The organism is Amycolatopsis pigmentata, from assembly GCF_042684065.1.
GTDB classification, from domain to species: domain Bacteria; phylum Actinomycetota; class Actinomycetes; order Mycobacteriales; family Pseudonocardiaceae; genus Amycolatopsis_E; species Amycolatopsis_E pigmentata.
This window is the reverse complement of the sequence record NZ_JBHUKR010000004.1, coordinates 366,941-389,455: the sequence shown is the minus strand read 5'-3', so window position 1 is coordinate 389,455 and position 22,515 is coordinate 366,941. Positions and strand designations below refer to the sequence as shown.

General features: G+C 66.2%; 9 protein-coding genes. 3 read left to right on the top strand and 6 right to left on the bottom strand.

Annotated features, from left to right (window positions below; genetic code table 11):
- Positions 1-140: 140 nt before the first annotated feature.
- The 6 genes from ACFSXZ_RS03570 to pglW are packed head-to-tail and all read right to left on the bottom strand — an operon-like array spanning position 141 to position 17,997.
- The gene (locus tag ACFSXZ_RS03570; RefSeq protein WP_378261164.1) at positions 141-2,243 is read right to left on the bottom strand and encodes a DEAD/DEAH box helicase; all 2,103 of its coding nucleotides are present in this window, start codon (positions 2,241-2,243) and stop codon (positions 141-143) included.
- Positions 2,240-3,562, bottom strand: a complete 1,323-nt coding sequence (brxD, locus tag ACFSXZ_RS03565) for a BREX system ATP-binding protein BrxD (RefSeq protein WP_378261162.1) — start codon at positions 3,560-3,562, stop codon at positions 2,240-2,242. The genes ACFSXZ_RS03570 and brxD overlap by 4 nt, the downstream gene beginning before the upstream one ends.
- Complete coding sequence (gene pglZ / locus ACFSXZ_RS03560) at positions 3,559-6,255, bottom strand: BREX-2 system phosphatase PglZ (protein ID WP_378261160.1); 2,697 nt, start codon at positions 6,253-6,255, stop codon at positions 3,559-3,561. Before pglZ ends, brxD begins: the two co-directional genes overlap by 4 nt.
- The gene (locus tag ACFSXZ_RS03555; RefSeq protein WP_449224266.1) at positions 6,252-10,073 is read right to left on the bottom strand and encodes a PglY protein; all 3,822 of its coding nucleotides are present in this window, start codon (positions 10,071-10,073) and stop codon (positions 6,252-6,254) included. Before ACFSXZ_RS03555 ends, pglZ begins: the two co-directional genes overlap by 4 nt.
- Positions 10,022-13,630, bottom strand: coding sequence for a BREX-2 system adenine-specific DNA-methyltransferase PglX (gene pglX, locus ACFSXZ_RS03550; RefSeq protein ID WP_378261156.1), 3,609 nt, complete (start codon positions 13,628-13,630; stop codon positions 10,022-10,024). Before pglX ends, ACFSXZ_RS03555 begins: the two co-directional genes overlap by 52 nt.
- Positions 13,631-13,641: 11 nt before the next feature.
- Positions 13,642-17,997: a BREX system serine/threonine kinase PglW gene (gene pglW / locus ACFSXZ_RS03545; RefSeq protein WP_378261154.1), complete on the bottom strand. Its 4,356-nt coding sequence runs from the start codon at positions 17,995-17,997 to the stop codon at positions 13,642-13,644.
- A 779-nt stretch (positions 17,998-18,776) separates the two neighbouring features.
- On the opposite strand from pglW, the gene ACFSXZ_RS03540 reads away from it, so the two are divergent.
- From ACFSXZ_RS03540 to ACFSXZ_RS03530, 3 genes are read left to right on the top strand one after another with little or no spacing between them, the layout of a single operon-like run.
- Entirely contained in the window at positions 18,777-19,523 is a 747-nt protein-coding gene (locus tag ACFSXZ_RS03540) for a class I SAM-dependent methyltransferase (RefSeq protein ID WP_378261152.1), read from the top strand.
- Positions 19,520-22,192 (top strand): SUMF1/EgtB/PvdO family nonheme iron enzyme, encoded by a 2,673-nt coding sequence (locus ACFSXZ_RS03535; RefSeq protein ID WP_378261150.1) that lies wholly within the window; start codon positions 19,520-19,522, stop codon positions 22,190-22,192. The genes ACFSXZ_RS03540 and ACFSXZ_RS03535 overlap by 4 nt, the downstream gene beginning before the upstream one ends.
- Positions 22,189-22,479: a hypothetical protein gene (locus ACFSXZ_RS03530; protein WP_378261148.1), complete on the top strand. Its 291-nt coding sequence runs from the start codon at positions 22,189-22,191 to the stop codon at positions 22,477-22,479. The genes ACFSXZ_RS03535 and ACFSXZ_RS03530 overlap by 4 nt, the downstream gene beginning before the upstream one ends.
- Positions 22,480-22,515 lie beyond the last annotated feature (36 nt).

Genomic DNA, 22,515 nt, shown 5'->3' with positions numbered 1-22,515 from the left:
AGCGGAATAGCACATCGCGACGATGTCCTGCGCCAATAAGCCTCATGCCGATCAACGTTGACCTGAGCGGACGTATTTCTCGGGACCCGCAGCAGGTGTCGGCACCGTGGACAACGTTGTATCGGCCTCAGGGGCGCGGTTCACCCGTCCGAGACCAGGAATCGAGTCGGTTCCTTGATCACTTTGGCGGCGGCATCGAGGTTCGCCAGCCGTGCTGCCAGCGTGGCAACAGCGAGCCTTTCCGGCAGGGCCTCGTTGAACTTGAGGCCGGCGAGTGCGCGTTCGTCGACGTCGGGGAGGCAGAGTCGCTCGATGGCGTCCGCCGTGCCGGACCGCCACATTTCGCGCGTGAGGTCGCCACGCAGGCGAATGGACGAGTCGGTGAAGCTCTGCTTCTCGTCGGTGAGGCCGGAGAGCGTCGCGGTGAGGGTGGCGTTCGCGCGGAAACCCGCCCAGGTCCACCAGCGGACGTCCATGCCCTGCGTCGTGATCACCAGACCGCCGGGGTGCGCGGCCCGGGACCGGTCCTCGCGGAGTTCCGCCAGGACCCGTTGAGCCCGATGGGTCAGGTCGACCGGCGGGTCTTCGCCGAGTAGCACGTCACGGGCGGCGCGCGACAGGTTGAAGCTGGCGCCCCCGATGCCGGGTGTCAGCCATCGAGCCCGGCCACCGTCCTTGGCCGCTTCGACGAAGCAGCGGCGGCGTTTCCAGTCGATCCAGGTCACTTTCCAGCTTCGACCGCCGAGCAGGAGCAGGCGCGGACCGTCGACCCGTTCGGTGAGCAACGCTGGGTCGGTTCGGCCGATTTCCCGACGTCCTTCCAGCACGGTGAACTGGGGTGGGGCGGTGAATACCGCGGTCATGTCCATGAAGTGGCGGTGTCCGAAGCGGCGTTCGGCTTCCGGGCCGATGAAGAGCATGGGCCCGTCGCGTTCCACGAAGCCACACTCGATGAGGTGGCGTACGACGGGTTCGGCGCTGCGGTCGAAGGGGGCGAGGCCGTTCCATGCCTGCGGCCACAGCGCGTCGCCGACGCGGTGTTCTTGCAGACACAGGGCGAGGATCTGTTGCGCGACGATGTGGCGGGGCTCGGGCGGTGCGGTGACTGGCTCGACGAAGCCCCGTCCCCAGAGTAGGAGGAGCGCCGCGGCCCAGAGCAGGTCGTCCTCACCGATGGCCAGGAACAGGCAGTTGCGGGTGCTGCCGGGACGGCGGCCGGTGCGGCCGAGTCGCTGAAGGAAGGAAGCAACGGTTGCCGGGGCGTTGATCTGGATGACCCGGTCCAGGTCGCCAACGTCGATGCCCAATTCCAAGGTGGACGTCGAGACGATGACGCAGTCGCGGGCCTCGGCGAACGCCTGCTCGGCTTCGCGGCGCTCGTCGAGCGAAAGTGATGCATGCGAGAGGAACGTGGTGACCCCATGCGCCCGGAGCGCCGCGCCCAGCTCTTCGACCAGCTTGCGAGAATCGCAGAAGACGAGCCGTTTTTCGCCTTGGTGCAGCTTTGAGATCACGACGGCGGCGTTTTCCACCGATCCGACGTAGTCGAGTTCGATGTCGCCCTGGGACACGGTGGAGGGGGCGAGAGGTGCGACGACGGAGCTGGGCCGCGCGTCCCGGCCCGCGCCCTGCAACCAGCCGAGCAACTCGGCCGGGTTGCCCACGGTCGCGGAGAGCCCGATGCGCTGGATGGCCCGGCCCGTGACGTTGGTGAGCCGCTCCAGCACTGCCAGCAGATGCCATCCCCGGTCGTCCCCGGCGAAGGCGTGGACCTCGTCGACGACGATCGCACGCAGGCCGGCGAAGAGCGCCGGGTGTTCGACCTTCGTGCTGACGAGCATCGCTTCCAGCGATTCCGGTGTGGTGAGGAGGATGTCCGGCGGGTCACGCAGAATTCGTTGCCGGGCGGATGGAGTGACGTCCCCGTGCCAGATCGCCACCCGGCGACCCAACCAGCCGGCGTAGTTCTCCAGGCGGGGCAGCAGGTTGTTGAGCAGCGCCTTGAGCGGGCAGACGTAGAGCACCGACAGACCGTCCCACCGCTGTTCCTCCATCGCGGTGAGCAAGGGAAAGCACGCGGCCTCCGTCTTGCCACCGGCGGTGGGTGCCAGCAGTAGCGCGTCCTGTCCACCGAGCACGGGTTCGACGGCTTGTTCCTGGAGTGGGCGTAGGGACCGCCAGCCGAGGGTGTTGACGATGTGGTGGACCAGCGCCGGATGCAACCGGCTGAGGGTCTCCGTCACGGCAGGTCCAGATCGATGTCGCCGGCACCGGTGACCGCGTTGCGCTCGATCTCGGTCAGTTCGGTCGGTTTCAGGGTGAGGGCGTAGTGCTGGCGCGGATCGAAGTCGGGAAACTCGTCCGCGCGGTCCAGGACGTCGGCGACCAGTTTGCGCAGGAAGATCCGTGGCGCGATGCCGACCTGGCCGCCGAGCTGGCCGGTCAGTGCCGAGGCCAATTCGGCCAGATAGGTGTCGTCGACGACCGTTGCAACCCGTTCGGGGTGATGAGCCACCCCCTGGTACAGATCACAGACCTTGCGGCCCAGTTCGCCGAGGCGCTCCAGATCGAAACCGGGCAGGCGGAGCTGCACGGCGCGGGGTGAATCGAACCGCGCGTCGGTGGTGAAGTCGGTGGCCAGCCGCTGGGCGAGCGGGGGCAGGCGCTGCACGCCCTGCCTGCCGTCGAAGAACGCCGGAGTCCCGGTCATCAGCAGGAAAAGGCCTGGAAACCGGCCGGCGTCGATCTCGTCGAGCAGTTGTCGCAGCGCGTTGAGGCCCTTTTCCCGCACATCGCCCCGCACCCGCTGGAGCGTCTCGGTCTCGTCCAGCACGAGTAACAGACCGGGATGCCCGCAGTCCCGCAGCACCGTCAGCAAACCTTGGAGGAACCCCAGCGCCCCGAAGTGGTCCAGTTCGCCGCGCACCCCCGCGAATCGGCGAGCCGAGGCGGCCACGGACTTCTGCCCGCCGAGCCAGGCGATCAGCGCCTCCGCGGTAGCGTTGTCCCCCTCGGCACGAGCCTGCCGGTAGCCGCGCAGGGCCGCGGCGAACGCGGGCGTGGTGCGCGCGACATCGGCGAGCCGGTGTTCCAGCACCTTGTCGACTTCGACGGCCAGGGTGTCCTCGTCGTCTTCGTCGACCTCGCCGGTCTCCAGTACCTGCTCTTCCAAGGTGTAGAACCAGGAATCGACCACGGCACGCAACGCGCTCGGCTGGTGGGTGGCGGTGGACAACCGCTCGGTCAGGCGACGGTAGACGGTTTCCAGGCGATGCAGCGGAGTCTCGGTTTCGGAAATCTGGATTTCCGAAGTGGCCAGGCCACGTCGTTTCGCCCGCTCCGCCAGCCACCGGGCGAAGAACGTCTTACCCGAACCGTATTCACCACGGATCGCGTGGAAGGCGGCGCCACCCCGCGCCACCGTGGTCAGGTCCTCGTCCATCGCGGTGTCAAACCTGTCCAGCCCGACGGCGAGCAGGTCGAGACCAGACTGGGGCACGGTCCCGCGCCGCAGCGCGTCGATCACCTCGCGCCTGCGCGCCTCGCTCACCGCTGCGGTCACGGCTCTCGCACCCCGAACTGCAGGCGCAGCATTTCCCTCTCCAGTTTCAGCCGACGATCACCATCCACCAGGGAAATCACAGGATAACCGTCCACATTGAGCAAACGCTGGAGCACCGCGACGAAGTATTCGGCGCGTCGCCCGGCCCGGCCCGCGACCGAGGCGACCGTGCTGAGCGGCAATGACTCGTCCGCCTGGGCGAGCGCGTCGATGACGGCGGCGACCGTCTCGTTGTCCGGCGCCTTGCGCACGAACGCCCGCTGACCCGCGTACACATCGGTCGCCACGACGCGTGAGCCCAGCGATTCCACTCGCTGTTCCGCTGCCTGCTCGACCGGGAACAGAGGCACCGCGTCCTCGGGCAGTTTTTGCTTCCGTGCTTTGGGTTTCGGCTGCGGGCTCGGGGGCGCGGCAGGCGCTGTCTTGGCCCGGGGCTCCCACCAGGAGGGGGTGACGTCGGGGCCGAAGAGCTCGTGCCAACCCTGCGGCAGGTCGTCCGCCGAAGGCAGGAACATCAGCACCGGCACGGTCATCTCTGCCAGCGAGGCACCGCCGTGGTAGCCGGCCTTGCGGGGGGTGTAGCGGAGGTCTTCCCGCCACGCCGCCACGATCGAGCCGCCGCCATAGAGCACGCGGGGGCCCGACAACGCGACTTCTCCCTTGTCCGGCGTTCCGGTGCGCCAGCGCGCCGACTCCGTGCCTGGTTTGGATGCCGGCGGGTCTTCCGTGCGATGCAGCACGTGCCCGTGGTCCGACACCAGCAGGACCGGCCTGCCGTAGCCGCGGGCGGCGTCCAGCAACTCCGGAAGGTAGGTGATGTCCGCCAGCGACCAGCTCGTGCGATCGCCGGGACTGCCGTGGTCCAGGGCGTCGTCGATGGTGTTGAGCACCACCCCGACCACGGTGCGTTCCTCCGCGAGCGCCGCCATCAGGTCGTCGGCCAGGCGGCGCCCGGCGCCACCGGCGATATCGGCCTTATGGAAGAGCGCCGCCTCGCGGTTGTGCTTGCGCCAGAACTTGATGAAACCATCGCGCTCGCCTGCTTGATCGCCCGTGGTCAGGCCGCCACTGAGCAGGCTCGCGCGGCTGGCTGTGGTGACGGAGGGGATTACGGCCACCGCACCGGCTCGGCCGGGAGTGGGGGAGACCTCGGTCCAGCCCCGGTTGGCGACCTGCTCGGCGAAATCGAGGGCGATCGCCGCGCTCATTCCGTCGAGCACGACGATCAACGGCGGCTTGCCCGCGGCCATCGGGCGGGCGAATTCCCGCAATACCTGCTCGATGAGGACGCAACCCGCCGATTCGGTGGCAGAGGCGTGCCGCGCCCAAGCGGCGAGTTTCCCAGCGAAGGCTTCATCGAGCATTTCCCGCCGGGCCCGTACGGCCTCACACACCGCCCGGTAGGCCTGTCCCACGACCGGGTCGTTCGCCGCGTCGCCTTCCCACAGGATGGTCAGTGCGCGGTCGACCCATGCCCCGGTGGCCATGTGGTCCCGGATGAACGCGGCAACGGATCCCGCCGGAGCCTGCGGCACGGCCAGCCACCGCAGCAAGCGGACCGCCATCTCGGCGGCCTGCTGCCGGGATGGCGCCAACCGGGCGAAGCAGTGCGCCCGCAACTCGGTCAGTGCGCGCTCGGCCTCACCGGCAGCAGCCGGGTCGCCCGGCACAAGGGCAGCGGCGAGCTTGCCGAGACGAGAGGAGTACGCCGAGGGAAGAAAACGACTCTCTCCGAGCGCCGAGGTGAGCTTGACTTCCGCGGCCAGGTCGTCAGCACGATTCAGGACGCGAAGCACTCTCAGCCGTGCGTCTTCCCCGTGACGGCCTCCGGTTTCCGCCTCGGCCACCCACCGTTCGAGCAACCCCTCGACGGCATTGCTGAATGCACGCAGTTCAGCGGTGTTTCCGCCCCCGATCAGTGCCCCGAAGCCCAGCACGGCGTCGGAGGGCGCTGCTTCACTGGTGGCCGCGGTGCCCACGATCCCCAGCGGCATCGCGTCGCCGGCCCGTTTTTCGGTGGCCAGGCGCATCAACACGGCGGCGACCGGGCCGGAGGTGCCCACGAGCCAGTCGGTCAGCCCTTCGCGCTCGGCGGGCGGAAGTTCGGCGAACCGGACCGGGCCCGCCGGGTCGAGAGACCATTCCAGCAATGCCCCCGCGTCGAGCGTCCCCTCCGCGACGACGGTGCGGCCGAGCCGTGCACCGATGAGCGCACGCACCGCGGCGTCACGGGTGAGCACGGAACCGCTGCGCGGCCATCCCTCCACCGGTTCCGCCGCCAAGAGTGCTTCGACCAGCCACTTCTCGTTCCTGATGCGGGGATCCACGTCGACCGCGCCGAACCGCTGCGCCACGATCCGCACCCGGTCCGCCATCCGGACCGACCGCCCGATCGCGTAGGCGAGCACGTCCCAGCCGAGGTCCTCGTCCCGCACGCTCGTGGTGACGACGAGGATTTCGTTCTCCGAGCGCGACCGCCGATGTTCCTCCCAGGCTTCGACAACGCCGAGCACCGAATGCTGGTCGGTGACATGCACCCGGCGACGGTTCCCGTCGACGGTCACCGGGAACTCGGTGGTGCCGTCGGTATAGCGGCCGTAGGCCAGTAGCAGGCGTCGCTCTTTGGCCTGGGGCAGCCATTGCTGGACCAACGCTTCGACGATCTTCCGGTCGAGTGCGGGCGGCACGCTCACGACCGGTCCTCGATCGCCCGCCAGGAGACCTCGATCCGCACCTGGGGATGGTGCTGGGCGTAGTCCCGGATCTCGGCCACGATCGCGGCCAGGTCCCGCTCGACCGCGCTGGCCGGAAAGACCTTGGGCTGGACAGGTTTCGGTTCGTCATTGGCCTTCTCGCCGGGAACCGGGGGAGTGCCGTTGTCGGTCAGGCTGATCTGGCTCGCGCTGGTCTCCACGGGCGACGCGGGCTCCACTGTGGACGGTGCCGCCGACCCGGCCGCATGACTGACCGCCTCGTTGATCAGCGCGAGGAACCGCTGGCCGAGCTCGTTGAGGACGGGTGCCAGCGCTCGGCTGAACTCGTCGGCCGCCGCGACCGCGGCCACCTCGCCGAGCAGGTTCTCCGCGCGGTTGCCGACCGCGTCACCCCGGCCCACGAAGTTCCGCACGGACTTAACCAGGGACCATTCCACGTTTTCCAGCGCGGCCAGCATCGCGGGGGCGGAGGAGATCGCCGCGCCGAGCACCTGGTCGTCCACGCCAGGACCGGCTTCGGCCAGCACTCGCACGAGAGCCGTGGCGTCGCGGGTGCCGGACAGCCGTTCGATGAACTCCTCGGCGGCTCTGCTGCTCACCACACGAGGCGCGTCGGGACTGATGCCGAGGTCCTCGCCGTGCCGTTGGAGTGCCAGCCGGACGTTGTTGACCGCGCTGGTCAGCGCGTCGATCCGGTCCCGCACCTGATCGGCGAGGCGGTTGACGTTCCGCGCGAACAACGTATCGGGCACGGTGACGCCGAACAGGGCGGATGCCCGGCGTCGCGCCGCCGAGAACTCCTCCGCGCTGGGCAGTTCCTGGGCGCGGAGCGCGTGCCCCATGCCGATCTTGTCGAGTTCCGGCACCTCGCGCAGCGGCGAGCCGTGAAGCAGCCACGCCCGGTCCGCGAGCAGCGCGTAGGTCGCGATGATGAGATTGAGGACCGGCTTGTCCAGGCCGGTGTAACCGAGTTCCTCGATCCAGTCGCGGATGTCCTCGACGCGAAGGTCGCCGGTCGCACCGTGCTGACTGGCCGCCTGTTCGATCCGACGCCGCCACTCGGTGGAGACGACGAGCGGACCGTCCGACACCTCGCCGAGTTCGAGCGGATGCACGATCCGCTTGACCAGAGCCAGCTGGTTGCGGTCAACCACGACCCGTCGCTGACCGTCCTCCATGGCCTTCGCGATCCACCCGTACACCGTGCGGACCTCGCCGAGCGTGACGGGCTTCCGATTCCGGGCCGGATCGAAGTCAGGATGCTTCGGATACAGCGCGGCGAACAGGCTGTCGGCCAAGGTCAGCGCGTTGTATTCGAAACCCGCGCCGCCAGCCAGGCGCGGCTGATGACCGGGCTGGAGCGACAGCACGTGCCCGTCCTCACCGACCATGGCGCCGAGGGCGGACTCGTCGGGCTGAGCGATGCCGTAGAGGCCGCGAAGAGTGGCGACAAGCTGGGACTCGAGGTTGTCCCGCTGTGCCTGCAACTGGTGCCGCGCCTTCACGCGGTTGTCCTCGGACATAGTGGCCGCGTAGTCGGTGAGCCGGTCGCGTTCGAGCAGGTACTCGATCTTCAGCAGACGGCCGAGCTGCGCGGCCTTCTGGATGGACAGGAAGTGCGGCAACCACACGAGAGTGGCATCCTCGAACCCCTCCCGGCGCATGCGGTTCACCCGCGCCGAGTCGTCAGTCGGCGGGTGGTTTCCCTCGTCGAAGGGATAATCCAGGATGAACCGAATCCGCCCCGGGACGCTGGGCCGGAACTGCATGTCCGCCAGATCGTGCGTGTCCCGGACGTTGGCGAAGACGAACTCCGCGGTGCGCCGGGTGCCCTTCCAGACGATCTCCTTCTCACACACGAAGTTCTCGGTGTCACTGATGCCTAGTTGCTTCCACAACTGCTTCTTGGTCCAGATGCGCCGAGCGCCGAGGCTGTCCTGCTCGCCGACCATCTCCAGCAGCGGCTCGACGTCCAAATCGGATAGTCGCAGCACGAAAACCGGGTCGGCTTCGCCTTCCGAGCGCAGTTCCCCGGACTCTGCCTGCAGTTCGCGCAGCCGCGCGACCACCATGGAACCGGGCGAAACGGTACGGGACCGGATGGAACCGAGGTTGAGGGCGGCGAGGCGGTCACCGGTGAGCCGTGCGAGCGCGGGCACGTTCGGCGCCAGCGCGGCCAGAATCAGCGTCTTGACGAACCGGTCGACGGCGACGAACTGCTGGTTGTTCTCGCGTTCGTACCGCCCGAGCAGGTGAGCCCGCACCTTGGCATGGAACCGCTGTGCAGCTTCGGACTCGCGCCGGAGCTGGTCGGTGAACGCCTCGCCGGTGCCGTCGGCGAGCACGTCCCACAGGTCGCCGAGGGGGATGAGTTCGCCGAGCTTCATGTCGTCCCGGCGGCGCCACAGCATTTCCTGCAACAGCTTGAGACCGGTGCGTTCGCGTTGCAGCGCACCCGACAGAGCGACGAGCACGTTCAGCAGAGCAGGGGAGAGCGGGTAGACCTCGCGGAAGTCCTGCCAGTCTGCGCCGGTGGCACCCGCGGAGTCGAGGAGGACCTCCCGGTCACTGGCCTTGCTGGATTCGATGGCCGCGAAGGCCGCGTCGAGTTGCGCCCTGGCTTCGGGGCTCTTGGGTTTGAGGACGCGTTCCTTGATGATGGCAGGAAGGTTCCGGTCCTCCAGTGAGACCGTGTCGAAGCGTTCCGCGAGGTACTGCACCTGCGCTTCGAGGTTCTTCACGTCCGCGCCGGTGACGTCCTCGCCGACCAGTTTGGACAGATCTCGCTGCCGGGAGATGAAGGACACGACGGGCAGGGCGCGGTCGGCATCACCGGACTCGATGAGCTTGACCAGCTTGCTCACCTGGGTGTTGACGAACTGCTGGTTGGACATGTGCGCCTGCAACCACAGGATCAGCTCGTCCAGGAAGAGGATAAGCCCGTCATAACCGAGGTCCTTGGCGTGGCGGGTGATGACCGAGAGGCCGTTCTCCAGCGGGATGAACGCTTCCGTGTCTCCGCTGGCCCCGCGAACGTAGGAGGACATGGGCCCAGACAGCAACGCCGACACCAGCGCGTCGCGGATCGGGTCACCGGCCGGCGCGGAGAAGGCGCGGTCGAGCTGTGTGGTGGTCCACGCCGAGACATTGGCGCCTTCGATGACGTCGAGGTCGCCATCGTCCTCTGTGGACGTTGTCGTCTCGCCGAGCCACTCGGCGAACTTGGTGTCATCGTGAAGGAATTCCCGCTGACGCCTAGCGTCCTCGAGCATGAAATCCGCCCGGTAGACCGGAGGCGTCGGATGCCCGGGATGCAAGGCGCGGACGGTGCGGACGTAACCACCGAGGATGGCCGAGTCGATGTCGGCGGCCCCGACCAGGTGGTAGGGCACCATGAGGAACTTTTTGCCGCGCAACCATTCATCGTGCTCGGCGATCACCTCCCGCAGACCCGGCTTCTCCCGGGCCGACTGGTCGTCGTTGAGCACCGCGTGGAGCACCGTGAGGAAGTGGCTCTTACCGGAACCGAAGGAACCGTGCAGGTAGGCGGCGTGCGAGTCCTGGTCGCGCAACGCGGTCCGCACGATGGACAGGGCCTTGGTGAACGCCTGCCGCAACTGGTCGGTGACGACGTATTCCTTGACCCGGGCGGCGGTTTCGCCGAAGCCACCGGTCAGCTCGACCTTGAAGTTCCCCGCATGGACCGAGTCGGGAATGTCGATGACATCGCGCAGGTACAACTCGCTCACTGGCCATCCTTCTTCTTGCGCCCACGGCCCGTCGCGACGGGCCGCCATGCCTTCAGGTGATCCTCGGTGAGCTGGTGCCTGGTGCGCTGCTCGTCGAGGAACGCCTGGTACCCCTCGGCCGGTATTTCACCCCACTCCTCGTCGAACTCGCCGTGCCACTGCTTGACCCACGGCATCACTTCGGCGAGCCCGGCGAGTAGCGGGGTGATTTTGTCCGTGCCCCAGCCAGCCTCGCTGGTGCGGTCATTGACGAGGTTGACCAACGCCTGGGCCTGGTCCCGGTGATCCCAGCCCGCCCACCCGAGCAGAAGGCTCGGATCGGAATCGGGGTTGGCGTCCGGGTAGGAGACGAACCGTTCTTTGGGCACGTCCAGCTTGCCACGATGGGACCAGAAGCTCGTCTTGCGGAAATCGGCGGACGTGTACTTGGGCGGCACAGGAATGTCGAGCCGCTTCCCGGTGCGGTCCTCCTCACGCTGCTGCTCCCACACGCTCTCCCACTGGGCGCGCTTGCGCAGCCCGGTGTCCTTGTAGCGCAGGGCGGAGAGATAGGGAACGTGCTCGTCGGCAATGATCCGCTCCAGTACCTGGGCAAGGGAGAGGTCGGGTTTGCCGAGGTGGTCCCTTGCGTAGAGCTGCGCGACGGAATGCATGTCCCTGTCGCCGCTGAACTGGTCGGCGAGTTGGTTCACGGTGAGGGTGCGCGGCTGCTCGAACCCATCGCGCATGCCGAACCACAGGTCACGACGCTCGCACCGGTCGAGGAGCCAGGTGCGCAGGGCCTCCGCTTCCTTCTTCTCCCACGGCTGAGTGGCCCAGCGGCGCTTGCACTCGGGCCGCTCGATGAGCGCGATGTCCCGGCGCTTCTCGATGATGTCGATCCGAGCCTGAACGATCTCGCGGTACCAATCCGGCCAATGCGCGGGGATCTCGGTGATCGGGGCGAACTTGTGGTTATGGTGTTTGAACCAAGTCGTCGTGGTCTCCCCACTCCCCATTTGGCGAGCGAGCACAATAGCAAACGCGCGCTCGCCCGAATTTATCCCAGGAGCATCACTGAGATTCGGTAGGGTCAGCTGACTCAGTTCAGAGTCGTTTAGCAGTCCGTACGAGTGGTAAACATGCCAGTCCAGCTCTTCTTGCAATGAGATCATTAAACTACGGATGCGCTCATGCTCCACTCGCGCGGCTTCCAGATTCGCCCTGTTCGGTACGACGGTATTGCACGTCATTGATGGCTCGTTGTCGGCAAGTTCGAATGCGAGAGTGTCCAACTTTTGGGTCAATTCAAGAGGAGACTTCGCGGGAAGTGGAAATTCCTGCAGCTTGGTCCCGGTGAACTCGTACCGGTGCTCCCAGGGTTCGTCTGCACCTGCTTGTTCTGCGCCAGGCCTTCCCTTGTTATGGCTCACCTGCTTGAGCCAAAAGCACGCTGTGGAGGAGTTGAGTACGCCCAGCAGTGCCAAATGATCATCTTCGCTCGCCCCCTCCGGCAACTTGATCACCGGCGCAGAACGGTTGAACACCTTTCCGCCTCGATCTAGGGCGAAATGATTATGTGTTGCTACAAAGGCAAATGTTATCGATAGTGGTGTGCGATATGCGGAAGCAGTGTGCTGCATGTAGTCCCACCATTGAAGACCAGCTGCGGCCATATCGCCTTGAAAAGTGCGCCTCGAGGCAAGAAGGGTTCGCCACGCCCAAAGTTCGTTCGAGAATGCAAGCGGATCGACGAACGGACTATATGGGTACCAAATCCCGTCCTCGACCTGCGCTCCCCAATCCCGGATGGCCTCACCGATCAATAGGGGCTTGATTCCGCGGCGGTCAGCAACGGTCCGCAGTGTAGACCGCACAGGCCGCATATAGGCCTCATCGGCTCCAGCTCGAACGGCTCGCCCGATTGGGCTATCAATCCTGGACTCGGCTTTCCGTCCGAACGACTCGATCTGCGCCACCACCGGTGCCGCGCCACCACCGCTGAGGCTCCAAGGATGACGTGCAAAAGTGGTTCGGTCGAGATCTTCGGCCGAGATCCACTCGGACTCGCTACCTGCCTTGCTGACCTGGCTGGCGATCGCGCGCCACACGAGCCCCTGAGCTGCGTCCTCCGGCTGCGAAGGCTCTCCGCGCACGCCCAGAACCGCACGTACCGAATCATTCTTGCGCAGGACGTGGTTCCGGCCCACCAGAATCACGGTCGGAGTACCGTGTCCGGGAATATAGGCGCCCGAGGTGTCGATGACGTGGGTCAGGTGCACCGTCCGGAAGAACTGCTCAATAAGCTTCTTGCCGAACTCGCGCTTCATGAACGAGTTCGCGGTGATCTGGCCGACGAACCCCGCATCCCGCTCGCTGCCGTCCTTGCGGATGGCGAGTTGGAACATGCGTTGCGCGAACGGTACCGACAGGGCGTAAGTCCCGGAGCAGGCGTCGTAGCCCTCGCGATAGATCTCGTTCTCCCGCTTGTCCTTCACCGTGATGTACGGCGGGTTCCCGACCACCACGTGGTACGACGCGCGCTTCAGTAGATGACACGAATCCTGGAACTCCCGTACGTCTTCCGTCGCGTAGGTGTGCACTTCGCCGCCACCAAGAAGATCCTCCTGGATACCGGGCGCGCCTTCACCGTGGATCAGCGAGTCGCCGACGGCGACGTTGATGGGGAATTCCGTGGCCTGGTCCAGCCTTTGCACTCCGGCCGCCTTCAGTACCGCCACCAGCAATCGGAACCGGGCGATCGACACGGCGAACGGGTTCTTGTCGCAGCCGTGCACCGAGTCCAGGGAGCGCCGGATCAGCGTCCAGACGTCCGTGCCCGGTTCCGAGGCCTGCCACTTCGCCAGCAGGCGGCGGAAGATGCCCAGCAGGAAGTGTCCCGAGCCGCAGGCCGGGTCGATGGTGCGCAGGCCCTTCAGGCTGAACTCCTCGACCGCAGGCTCCAGCGTCAGATCGAGAATGAACTCCTCGACGAACTCAGGCGTCTGCAACAGCGCATACGTCTTGCGCGCGTGCTCCGAGAGGTCCTGGTAGAGGTCGCCCAGGAACCGGGTGTCCCAGTCCTCGTCGGTGAAGTCGTACCGGATCGAGCCGTCTCCGTCCCGTCGCCGCCAGAACTGCAGCAACGCCGTCGCCGCTTCGAAGGACGGCGTGATCTCCCACAAGGGGTTGTGCCGCTTGTCGAACAGGCCCGCGGCGGTCGGGTGCGACTCGGCGAGCGCGGTGAAGGCCGCTACCAGCCAGTCGCGGTCGTTGTGGTTGGGGTGCTCGCGGAAGTAGGCCTCGTGCCGTTCCTCCGCCTCGGCCAGATGCTCGCCGGGGCCGGCGAGGAACGGTGAAGGGATCAGTCCGTTGTCCTCGCTGAACCGGACGAACACGGTGCCCAGCACCCACGCGGCCGCGACCTGCATGACACGCTCGTCCCGCCACGACTCGTAGGTCGCGGCGGTGCGCTTGGCCTCGCGGGCCTGGTCGTACTCGGCCCGCAACGCACGCGCGTGCTCGGGCACTTCGTCGCTTCGGGCCCGCAGATCGTCCTCCAGCACGCCGACCTGCCTGCGAAGATCCTTGACCAGCTCCGGCAAGTCGATTCCGCGCGCCGCCATACCGCTCCCTTTCACGCCACCTGCCCCGAACCTTCGGTGAGACTCCGAAGGAACTCCCTACCCAGCACCACCCGCTCGGCGTCCCCGAGCACTTCGACGATCCGTCCGTCCAACTGCGGCGTGTCCCGGGGTGACTCGCCCGGGCACAACAGCCACAGGCCGTGCGGCGCATCACCGGCGCGCCGTGCCGCGTTCTGCAGTTCTGTCAACGACTCCCGGCCGCCCGCCTCGAAATAGCGGGCGAGCAGGCTCGCGTGGTGCAGGAACAACACCACCTGTTCACCTGTGCCCAGGCCGGTGAGCCGACGGTGCACCGCTTCCCAGGTGTTCCGCACATAGGATGCCAGCCCCCGGGACAGCTCGCCGGTTTCGCTGAACCGCGCGTCGAGCTTCCGCACCTTCTCCCACGACTGGCCCCGCTCCCGCACCAAGTCGCGGAAAGCGGTGAGAAATTCGGCGTCCACATCGACCGGCCGCACGGGATACGCGGCGGCGAGCGCTTCGGCCGCGCCGGGCAGATTGGTGCCACGCAGGGTCAAGGCCAGGAAGCCACCGCGTTCCACCGCCCTGCCCAGTTTGCCCGACACCACATCCCGCGGATCGAATCCCGCGGTTTTCGGCAGGCCTTGCCCGCTCAGCGAAGTGCTCGACGAGACAGGCATCGTCGACCGCTCAGGCTCCGGAGGCCGGAACCGTTTCGCGGCCGTGTCGTACTCCAAGGGGAAACCCGCGGCCCGCAAGGCATCTTCGAACAGTAGGTGGGTGAGCCGTTCGGGAAGCACCAGTGCCGGGAACCGGGCGCGCACCTTCGCCAGCAGATCCTCGAAGGTGATGCCGGGATGACGGCGCACCCCGGCCGCCGCCTGCGAGATCCGCAGAGCACGCACCAGGTCCAGATCACGCGGATACAGCTCCAGCCTCGGCGAAGCCGCCGCGCGTTCCGACATCACGGCAGCCAGTTCGACGAGCCGCGTGTCCGCCTGCGACGGCAACCCCACCGGCGGCTTCACCGCCCGCAGTTCACGGACCACCACACCCCGGCCGGGCAACGGTTCCATCGCCACCAGCTGATCCGCTCGCACGCCCAACGCCAGCGCATAGTCGACCAACTCCACCGCGCTGGGATCATCGGAACCCGCCAGCGACTCCAGCGCGATCAGCACGCGCGAGCCGCGGCGCAGCACGGTCAGCCGGGGCTCCTGATCCTCACCGCCGTTGAGACCAGAAAACATCTCGGCCTCGACCGCCGCCCGCACGACCGCCAGGGCGCGCGCCGCCGTCCGCTCCGGCGAATCGTCCGTCAACACACCGTGCCGCGCGCGGACTTCGGCGGCCAGTTCCTGCGCGGCCATCACCCGTCCCGCGCCGGACAGGATCGCCACCAGTTCGTCGCTCAGGTCGGCGATGCGCGGCTCCGCCGCCCAGTCCTTGGCCGCCGCGCGCAGATGCCGCGACACCGAGGCCTGGGTGATCTTCAGTTCCGCGGCCACCTCGGCTTGTGTCGGCCACGCGCGAACCGTGCCAGATGCGGACTGCAGACCGAGCATGAGCCGGATGACGTCGGCCTTGCTCGACCCCTTCCGCGCGCCCTTCGGCTCCAGCAGCGCGGCCAGATCGTCCACCGTGGCCGTTGCCTCAGCGGGCAGACCTGCCGGCGCCGCCTGCGTGGTGGGTTGCCGCAGGGCCTTCGTCCACTGCTTGTGCCTGCGGTTGAGTTCCTTGCGCACCACCATGCCCGCGCCCCGGGCCTTGGCGATGCGGTGCAACGGCACCTCCAGCAGTTCGCCGACGGTGGTGGCGCCGAAGCTGTTGGCCACCGAAACGGCGTTGGGGCTCAGCCCGGCGATGTCCAGCGTGGTGTCCAGCTTCGCCGCTGCCGCTGCCGCATCTCTCGCTTCCTCCACAGTGGACTCTTCGAGTCCCAGCGTGTCGGGGGTGCTGATCGGCCGGGCCGTTTCGGCGGAGAGGAAGATCGCACGCCAGGCGTCCTCCATCTGCCGGAAGGTGTCGAACCGGCGATCCACCTCACGGTGAAATGCACGCAAGAAGAACGCGGTGAGCCCGTCCCGCAGGGACGGCTCGAACAGATCGGCCGCGACCGTCGGCGCCTCGTCGGCCGTGGTGCGGGGATCGGTCATGCCGTCGCCCCAGACGGGACGCTGGTTCGAAGCCATCTCGTGCAGGGTCACCGCGGCGGCGTAGCGTTCGGCGTGATCGTCGTACACCGGCCGGCGCGGCGTGTCGAGGAACGGGTCGAGATAGCCCCGGGTGCCCGCCGTGACGTCCCGCTCGGAGGCATCAGCGAGCGAGAAATCGAACAGCATCAGCTGTTTCGATCGATCCGCGCGACGGTAAACGCCGAAGTTGTCCGGCTTCAGGTCTCGGTGGCGGACCCCTTTGCCCGCGAGCTCGTCCAAGGCCGTGAACAGATCGCCGCCGTACCGGGCAAGGCGGTCGTAGTTCAGCTTGCCGTCGGCGCGCAGGAGTTCGCCGAGCGTCTGACCGTTCGGGTCGGCACCACCCGCGAACTCCAGATCAAGCACCGTCCGACCGCCCACCTGCCGCGGGCCGTCCAGCAGCTTGACGATCACCCCGCCACCGACGATCTTCAACGCTTCGGCCTCGGCACGCAGCCGTTCGGCCTTCGCCTCGTCCAGGGCGACCTTGAAGACACGGCGTTCCGTGTGCTGCTCGCCGTCCTCGTCCTCCCAGGTCCGGAAGACCAGAAGCGCCCGCGCGGTGGCGCCGGTGCCCAGTACCCGCTCCACCACCCAGTCGCCGTCGACGGCCTGTCCCGCTGATGCGGTCAGCAGGTCCACGTGCTCGACGCTGCTCTCCGGAAGCGACTCGCGTTCGACCTCGTCCAGTCGCTTGAGGAATGTGTCGACCGAGTCGAGTCGCAGCCCCACGTCATTGCGGGTGGCGTCGAAGACGAGGGCGTCGAGTGAGTCGGAAACGCCGTCGGACACCGCGTAGGGGTGCAGGCCCTGGCTTTCGGCCAGGCGCTCGATGAGGCCACTGCGCTGAGTGGCGGGCGGCTGCCCGGTCATGATCAGGTAGGCGAGCGCGCCGAGGCCGAAGATGTCCAGGTCCACCGGGTCGGCGAAGGCGTCGAACTCCGGTGCCAGGTAGACCTCGGAGGCGCTGGCCAGATGCTCGCCGGACAGCGAGCTCTTGCCGACCGACGACATGCCGGTGGTGTCGAAATCCCGGGCCGCGGCCTGCCAGTCGATGATCCGCAGGACCGGCCGGGACCCGTCCTCCTTCGCCGAGACGTAGACCGAGCGCGCGGAGAGGGCGCGATGGTAGAGAGACCGGTGGTGGGCGTACTGCACCGCTTCGGCGAGCTGGCGCACCATGTCCAGCCTCGTCTCGGTGCTCAGCCGGTCGCCGTGCACCGCCAGGTAGGAGTCAAGGCGCAGATCGGTCTCGCGGTGGCGGAAAAGGATCGCCGGCCCGCCCTGGTGCTCCCGGATCTGCACGGCCTGCGCGATGCCGCGATGCGTGATGCCTTGTAACACCTGGTATTCGCGGCGGGCGGCCCGTTCGATCGACTGACGACGTTCGTCGCTCGCCTGCTGCTCGGTGAGGTAGATCCGGACGCGGCCCTCCTCCTCGACCAAACCATGCTGCTTGGCCAGCCGGTCTTCCCAGGTGGGACCCACTTCCAGGGGGTCGCGGCTGAGCGTCCACTCGTCGCCGAACCGCAGGTGGGCCGTGGAGGCGCGGATGCCGATGGCCTCCAGCAGCCTGGGTAACACTTCGCGAGAGAACTCGGCGGTGATCCGTTGATGCTCGCTGTGTGGGGGTTTGGCCAGCAGATCGCGCCAGATCCAGCCCAGTCCGTCGGACTCGTTGTCGCGGCCGTAGACCTTGACCCGCTGGACCTCGTCCAACTCCGACCGCAACCCCGGCGCGGACAGGAACACCGCCGACTCGATGCGCGGGATCCGCTTGGAGATATGCAACTGCTTGGCGGCCCACTCCAGGCGGGTCTTCAGGTCCCGGCACTTCATCTCGGTCGGGTGCAGCGGATTGCGCAGGGTGAGAATGCGCCTGCTCTCCGGCGGGAAGAACTGCCAGGTGTCACTGCGGTTGATCACACGGCCGGGGTGCCCCTTGAGCTCCACCAGGTACAGCCCGCCGGGCACGGCGATCAAGAGGTCACACTCGTTGATCCGGCCAGAAGCTGCCGTGAAAGAGAAGGTCGCCCACGACCGGTAGGGCTCGGCAGGGGGCATGAGCCGCCGCACGAACTCGAGCCCGTCCTGCTCCCAGGGGTACGGCGAGGTCTGTTCCTGGTTCCACTGGAGCCGAGGCCTGGGCGGAGGTGCGGGTTTGGGCGCCGGTTTTCCACCGCTCGGCACGGCGGCCCCCTTCCTCAACGCTCTTGTTCAGTGTTCCGGCGCGATGGTATCCACCAGCGGGTACGGGCGAGCACCCACGGCGGCGGGCGGCGGCGACCCTGCTGGCATCCCCACACTTACGGTGGAGTCGCAAATCCGGAACGTAACGTTACGCGACGTTTCACCGCCAAATGGGTGACACAGAAGGGGCCCCGGGATCGAGGTGTGACAGCGTCCGCGCTTACCCAACGCTCAGCGCCTCCCGTTCGGCAGCTCACAGTGATATTGACGGTCAACCCTCGGTCGGCCGTGGGGATGTCGGTGGTGGCGGAAGCTTGCTACTGGGCGTTGGCAGCGAGCGGCTCACTGCCAACGCAGTCACGGATAAGCTTGTACAGAACAACGCGACACGTCGTCGATGTGGGCCCCTGCCACGCGGTCCGTCGTCGGCCTGCACCGCTTTGGTCTGATACCTCACCGAGCCACTTTACTGACGCCTGGTCAATTAGCGGCCGAGTCAACTTGCCTGGCGAAAGGTTAGAGACCAACTTGCTCTGCCGCGGTGGAGTGCGGCCGACCCGGTTCTGCTCCGCCTGTCGATCTGAACCACCGGGCGCGGGAGTCCTTCTATGATGCAGTTCTTGACGTGGCGTTATCGCGCGACGGGGGGATTCTGAACTGACCGGACTGGCGCAGTAGGCGTCAAGGCTTGGTGCGTGGGGCGCGCCGGTGCTGGCGTGGTGCCTCGTGTTGCGTTAGCGTTGTGTGATCGCGTCGTAACTGAACGGGGGACGTCGTTCGTGGGTGGGGATGCTCGGACGCATTACGACCGGCTGGCCGCGACCTATGACGAGAACTGGGCGTACAGCGAAGACTTCCTGTCTTGGATGACTGAGGCCATCGATCAGAGGCTCCGCATCGGTGCTGGCGATCGAGTAGTTGATATCGGGTGTGGGACGGGCCTGTATGCCCGACGGTTGGTGGACCGAGCGGAGAGTGTGACCTGCGTGGATCCCTCGCAGGGGATGCTCGCGCAGATTCCGGATGATCCCCGGCTTGTGCGTGTGCTGGCCTCGGCGGAGGAAGTCGCCGCGAGCCAAGTGGACTTGCCGGGTTCGCGCTATGACGCGGTATTGGTCAAGGAAGCCATTCACCATGTGGTCGACCGGGCGGGCGTGATTCGTGGGTTGTCCACGCTGCTCGCGCCAGGTGGCCGGCTGTTGGTGGTGATGTTGCCGACCAGGATTGACTATCCCTTGTTTCAGGCCGCGCGCGAGCGGTTCCAGTCGCTGCAACCGGACCCCGAGGGTGTGGCGGCGGCGATGCGTGAGGCGGGCTTGAATGTGGAGTTGACTTACGATGGTTTTCCGCTGATGTTGTCGACGCAGCGATACGTGGAAATGGTCAACAACCGGTACATGTCTCTGCTCTCGACGTTCAGTGACGACGAGCTCGCGGCGGGCGTGGAGGAGATCCGCCGCGGGCATCCAGGTGAATGGGTCAAGTTCGTTGACCGGTTCGCGTTCGTGTTGGGGACGGTGCATTGAATCAGTATCTGGATGAGCGTTTGACCCGGTTGAAGACCGAACTTGGTGATCACACGCGCATCGCGCGACACCTGGGGCTGGACTTCGAACGTCCTATCCAGTCGTTGGGTGATGGGTATCCGGAAAACGCCATCTCGTGGGTCGGTAAGATCACGGAGAGACTGCTGAAGCAGCTTTGGCGGCATCACAACGTCAACGGCGATCCTGGGTCGAAGTCGTTGGGGGAGTTGATCAGAGGTTGTCGTCCCTACCTGCGGGGCCCGTCAGTGCTGGATGCGTTGGGAGACATTCAGCGACTCCGCAATCGTTCCGCACACGACGGCTATCAGGTCGCGGAAGAAGATGCCTTGATGTCTGTGCGCCGGTTGCTGGAGGTATTGGTGTGGTTCACGAATACTGGCAGTGAGGCGCTCACCGGCGCCGCGCCGCGGCTCGCACCTACGGTGGCGCAACGCGCCGAGTTCTTGTCAGGCCTGTATCTCACCATGGGGTACCGGCTGACCAAGCGGTTTGAGCTCTCAGCGCACACGGTTTACCAGCTCTTCTGTCGCGAAGTCGGCGTGCGCAGTGAATACGTCGAGCTACTCCTGACCGGTGATATCGCGGAACTTCAGCAGGTCCTGGGGGCGACCGGGGGCGAATTGCTGGAAACTCGCCTTCCGAAGATGACCCGGTTCCTGGTGTTGGAGGACGGTCAAGAAACCGACGTCACCGAAGTACTCGGGCGGGATGACTATCGTGTGGTGACCTTCGACGAGTTCCTGGCCACGATCATCGACATCGACCGCCATCTCGCGGAGATCGAGACCGCCCATCCGAGGCTGCCTACTGACCGTGGACAGTTACGGGCAATTTCGGGAGATCTTCTACGGACGGACGGTCGTACCGGCGAGATCCGCCATGAAGAGGTCGGGGACACGTCAGCCCTGTTGGAGGACTTTGCGTCGACTTCGGCCAACGTACTGGTGGTGGGCCGGCCAGGAAGCGGCAAGAGTAGCCTGCTCAAGCAGTTGGTCACGTCGTCTTCCGTCGCCTCCACGCGCCGCCACCGGTTCTTCTTCGACTTACGCTTGAAGGGCCGCGAGGAAGACGCCACCGAGTTTGTCACCCGCACACTCGCGAGTTGCATGCGCGTCGAGCGTGGCCGGGTCTTTGACGTCTTCCACTACCTGATCCGCTCGGGCTCCGTGTTGTGTGCGTTAGACGGTATCGACGAAGCCGTGCCCGAGAACACGCTGGAAGGCTTCCTGGCGCTGTTCGCCGAATTGGCCCAGGTGCTGTCTGCGGAGTCGGCCGTGGTGATGAGCTCGCGAGTATCGTTCTTGGAGGACTCTCCGCACGTCCGCCAACTGCTGGACAGCCGGGCCCTGGTATCGGAGCGACTCGTGCAGCAACTGCATACGCGCGGAGTTGATCCACTGCGGCTGCCGAAATTTTCCGCGCTACGTCTGCACGACGTAACCGGTGAGGCGGGACAGCAGGGCTCCCCGTTGGAATTCCGACTGGCCATTGACCAGTCTCAGGCTCCGGCCAGCGGGCCACGTTTGGAAGAACTTGTCAGCGCCTACGTCGAGCAGACTGTCCAAGTCGCGGGTATTGCTGATCCAGCACGGCTTGTCGCCGTACTCGGGCGGGGTTTTCTCTTCGGCCAAAGCACGTTCACTCTACTCGAACTGTGCAATGAACTCGGTATGGACGTCTTTGAGGGTAGTCGGCTGGAGTTTGAGGCGTTTCGCCTTCGCAAGCTGTTCTATCCCGTCGACGCAACATCCGTTGCCCTGCAGCACTCGGTCTTCCAGGAGTTCTTCGCAGCAGCCTACCTACGGGACCGCCAGGCACGGGATGCACTTGCCGAGTCCGATCAAGGCGTAGTTCTCACCGAACAGGTGCGCGCCTTCTTGCACCATGCCACCCTCCGCAGCGACAGTGTCGGCCGAGACGACTGCGTACTGGAACCCGGCACCCACCTGGTCGGCCCGAGTCATCACCTCCTGCTTCGACGCGTCGCCAAGCCGGTCCGGTTCGACCTGCATCCGGTCACCGTGGGCCGGTACAAGCAGTTCCTCGCGGCGGTTGCTGAACACGGCTCAGCGGATTGGGACCATCCGGACAAACCTTCGGACTATACCCACGACCCCTGGTACGCGCGATTGCAGCACCCGGACTACTACGAGAACCCCATGTACGACGACCACCCAGCGATCTGCGTCAACTGGTGGAGTGCCTACGCCTTCGCTCGCTTCGAGGGCAAGCGTCTCCCGACCGCGCTGGAATGGGAGGCGGCGGCTCGCGGTGATGACGGGAGACTGTTTCCCTGGGGAGACGAGGTCGACCTGGACGCCGTGAACTGCGCCGACGGCTGGAGCGGACGACCGCTCGTAACGTACGAGGCGTGGAAGGACGACATCGACCGCGGCGGGTTGCGAAACGCCATGCCGACGTCCGTACACGACCACGGTCGCAATCGTTCACCCATCGGAGTCCGCGGAATGGCCGGCAACGTGTGGGAGTGGACCGCTACCGTATTCGACGACCTCAACGAAGCCGCTATTTGCGGTGGCTCTTACGACAATCCCTATCGGGCCGTGCAAACCTGGTCCAAAGGATTGTTCCGTCGCCGGGGCAGCAGCAACGCCGTCGGCTTTCGCTGTGTCGAGGATCTGCCATGACTCATGACCTGACAGACGAGTCCGCACGCGACAACCAGCGGATTGGCGAGGTGGTAGAACGTCAGCCATTCGGCAGCGGTCAGCAAGGGCGCACGGGTACCTACTTCGTTCGTGACGAGGAAACTGGGACGCACTACTCGTTCAACTACATGGAAATCGTGACCGAAGGCTTCCGCACCATCCGGGTCGGAGAACGGGTACGGTTCTTCCTCGACCCTGACCAGCCCACCCACGCTCGCTATGTCATACGACTCGATCAGCCAGAAATCGAGGAATTCTACCGTTGATGCCCCTGGCCCGACAGGTGCTGGCGTTTATCTATC

What these genes read in the sequence shown, in the direction of transcription:
- ACFSXZ_RS03555 (WP_449224266.1), bottom strand. Translation starts at nt 10,073, where the DNA reads ATGGCGGCCCGTCGCGACGGGCCGTGGGCGCAAGAAGAAGGATGGCCA.
- pglX (WP_378261156.1), bottom strand. Translation starts at nt 13,630, where the DNA reads ATGGCGGCGCGCGGAATCGACTTGCCGGAGCTGGTCAAGGATCTTCGC.
- ACFSXZ_RS03530 (WP_378261148.1), top strand. Translation starts at nt 22,189, where the DNA reads ATGACTCATGACCTGACAGACGAGTCCGCACGCGACAACCAGCGGATT.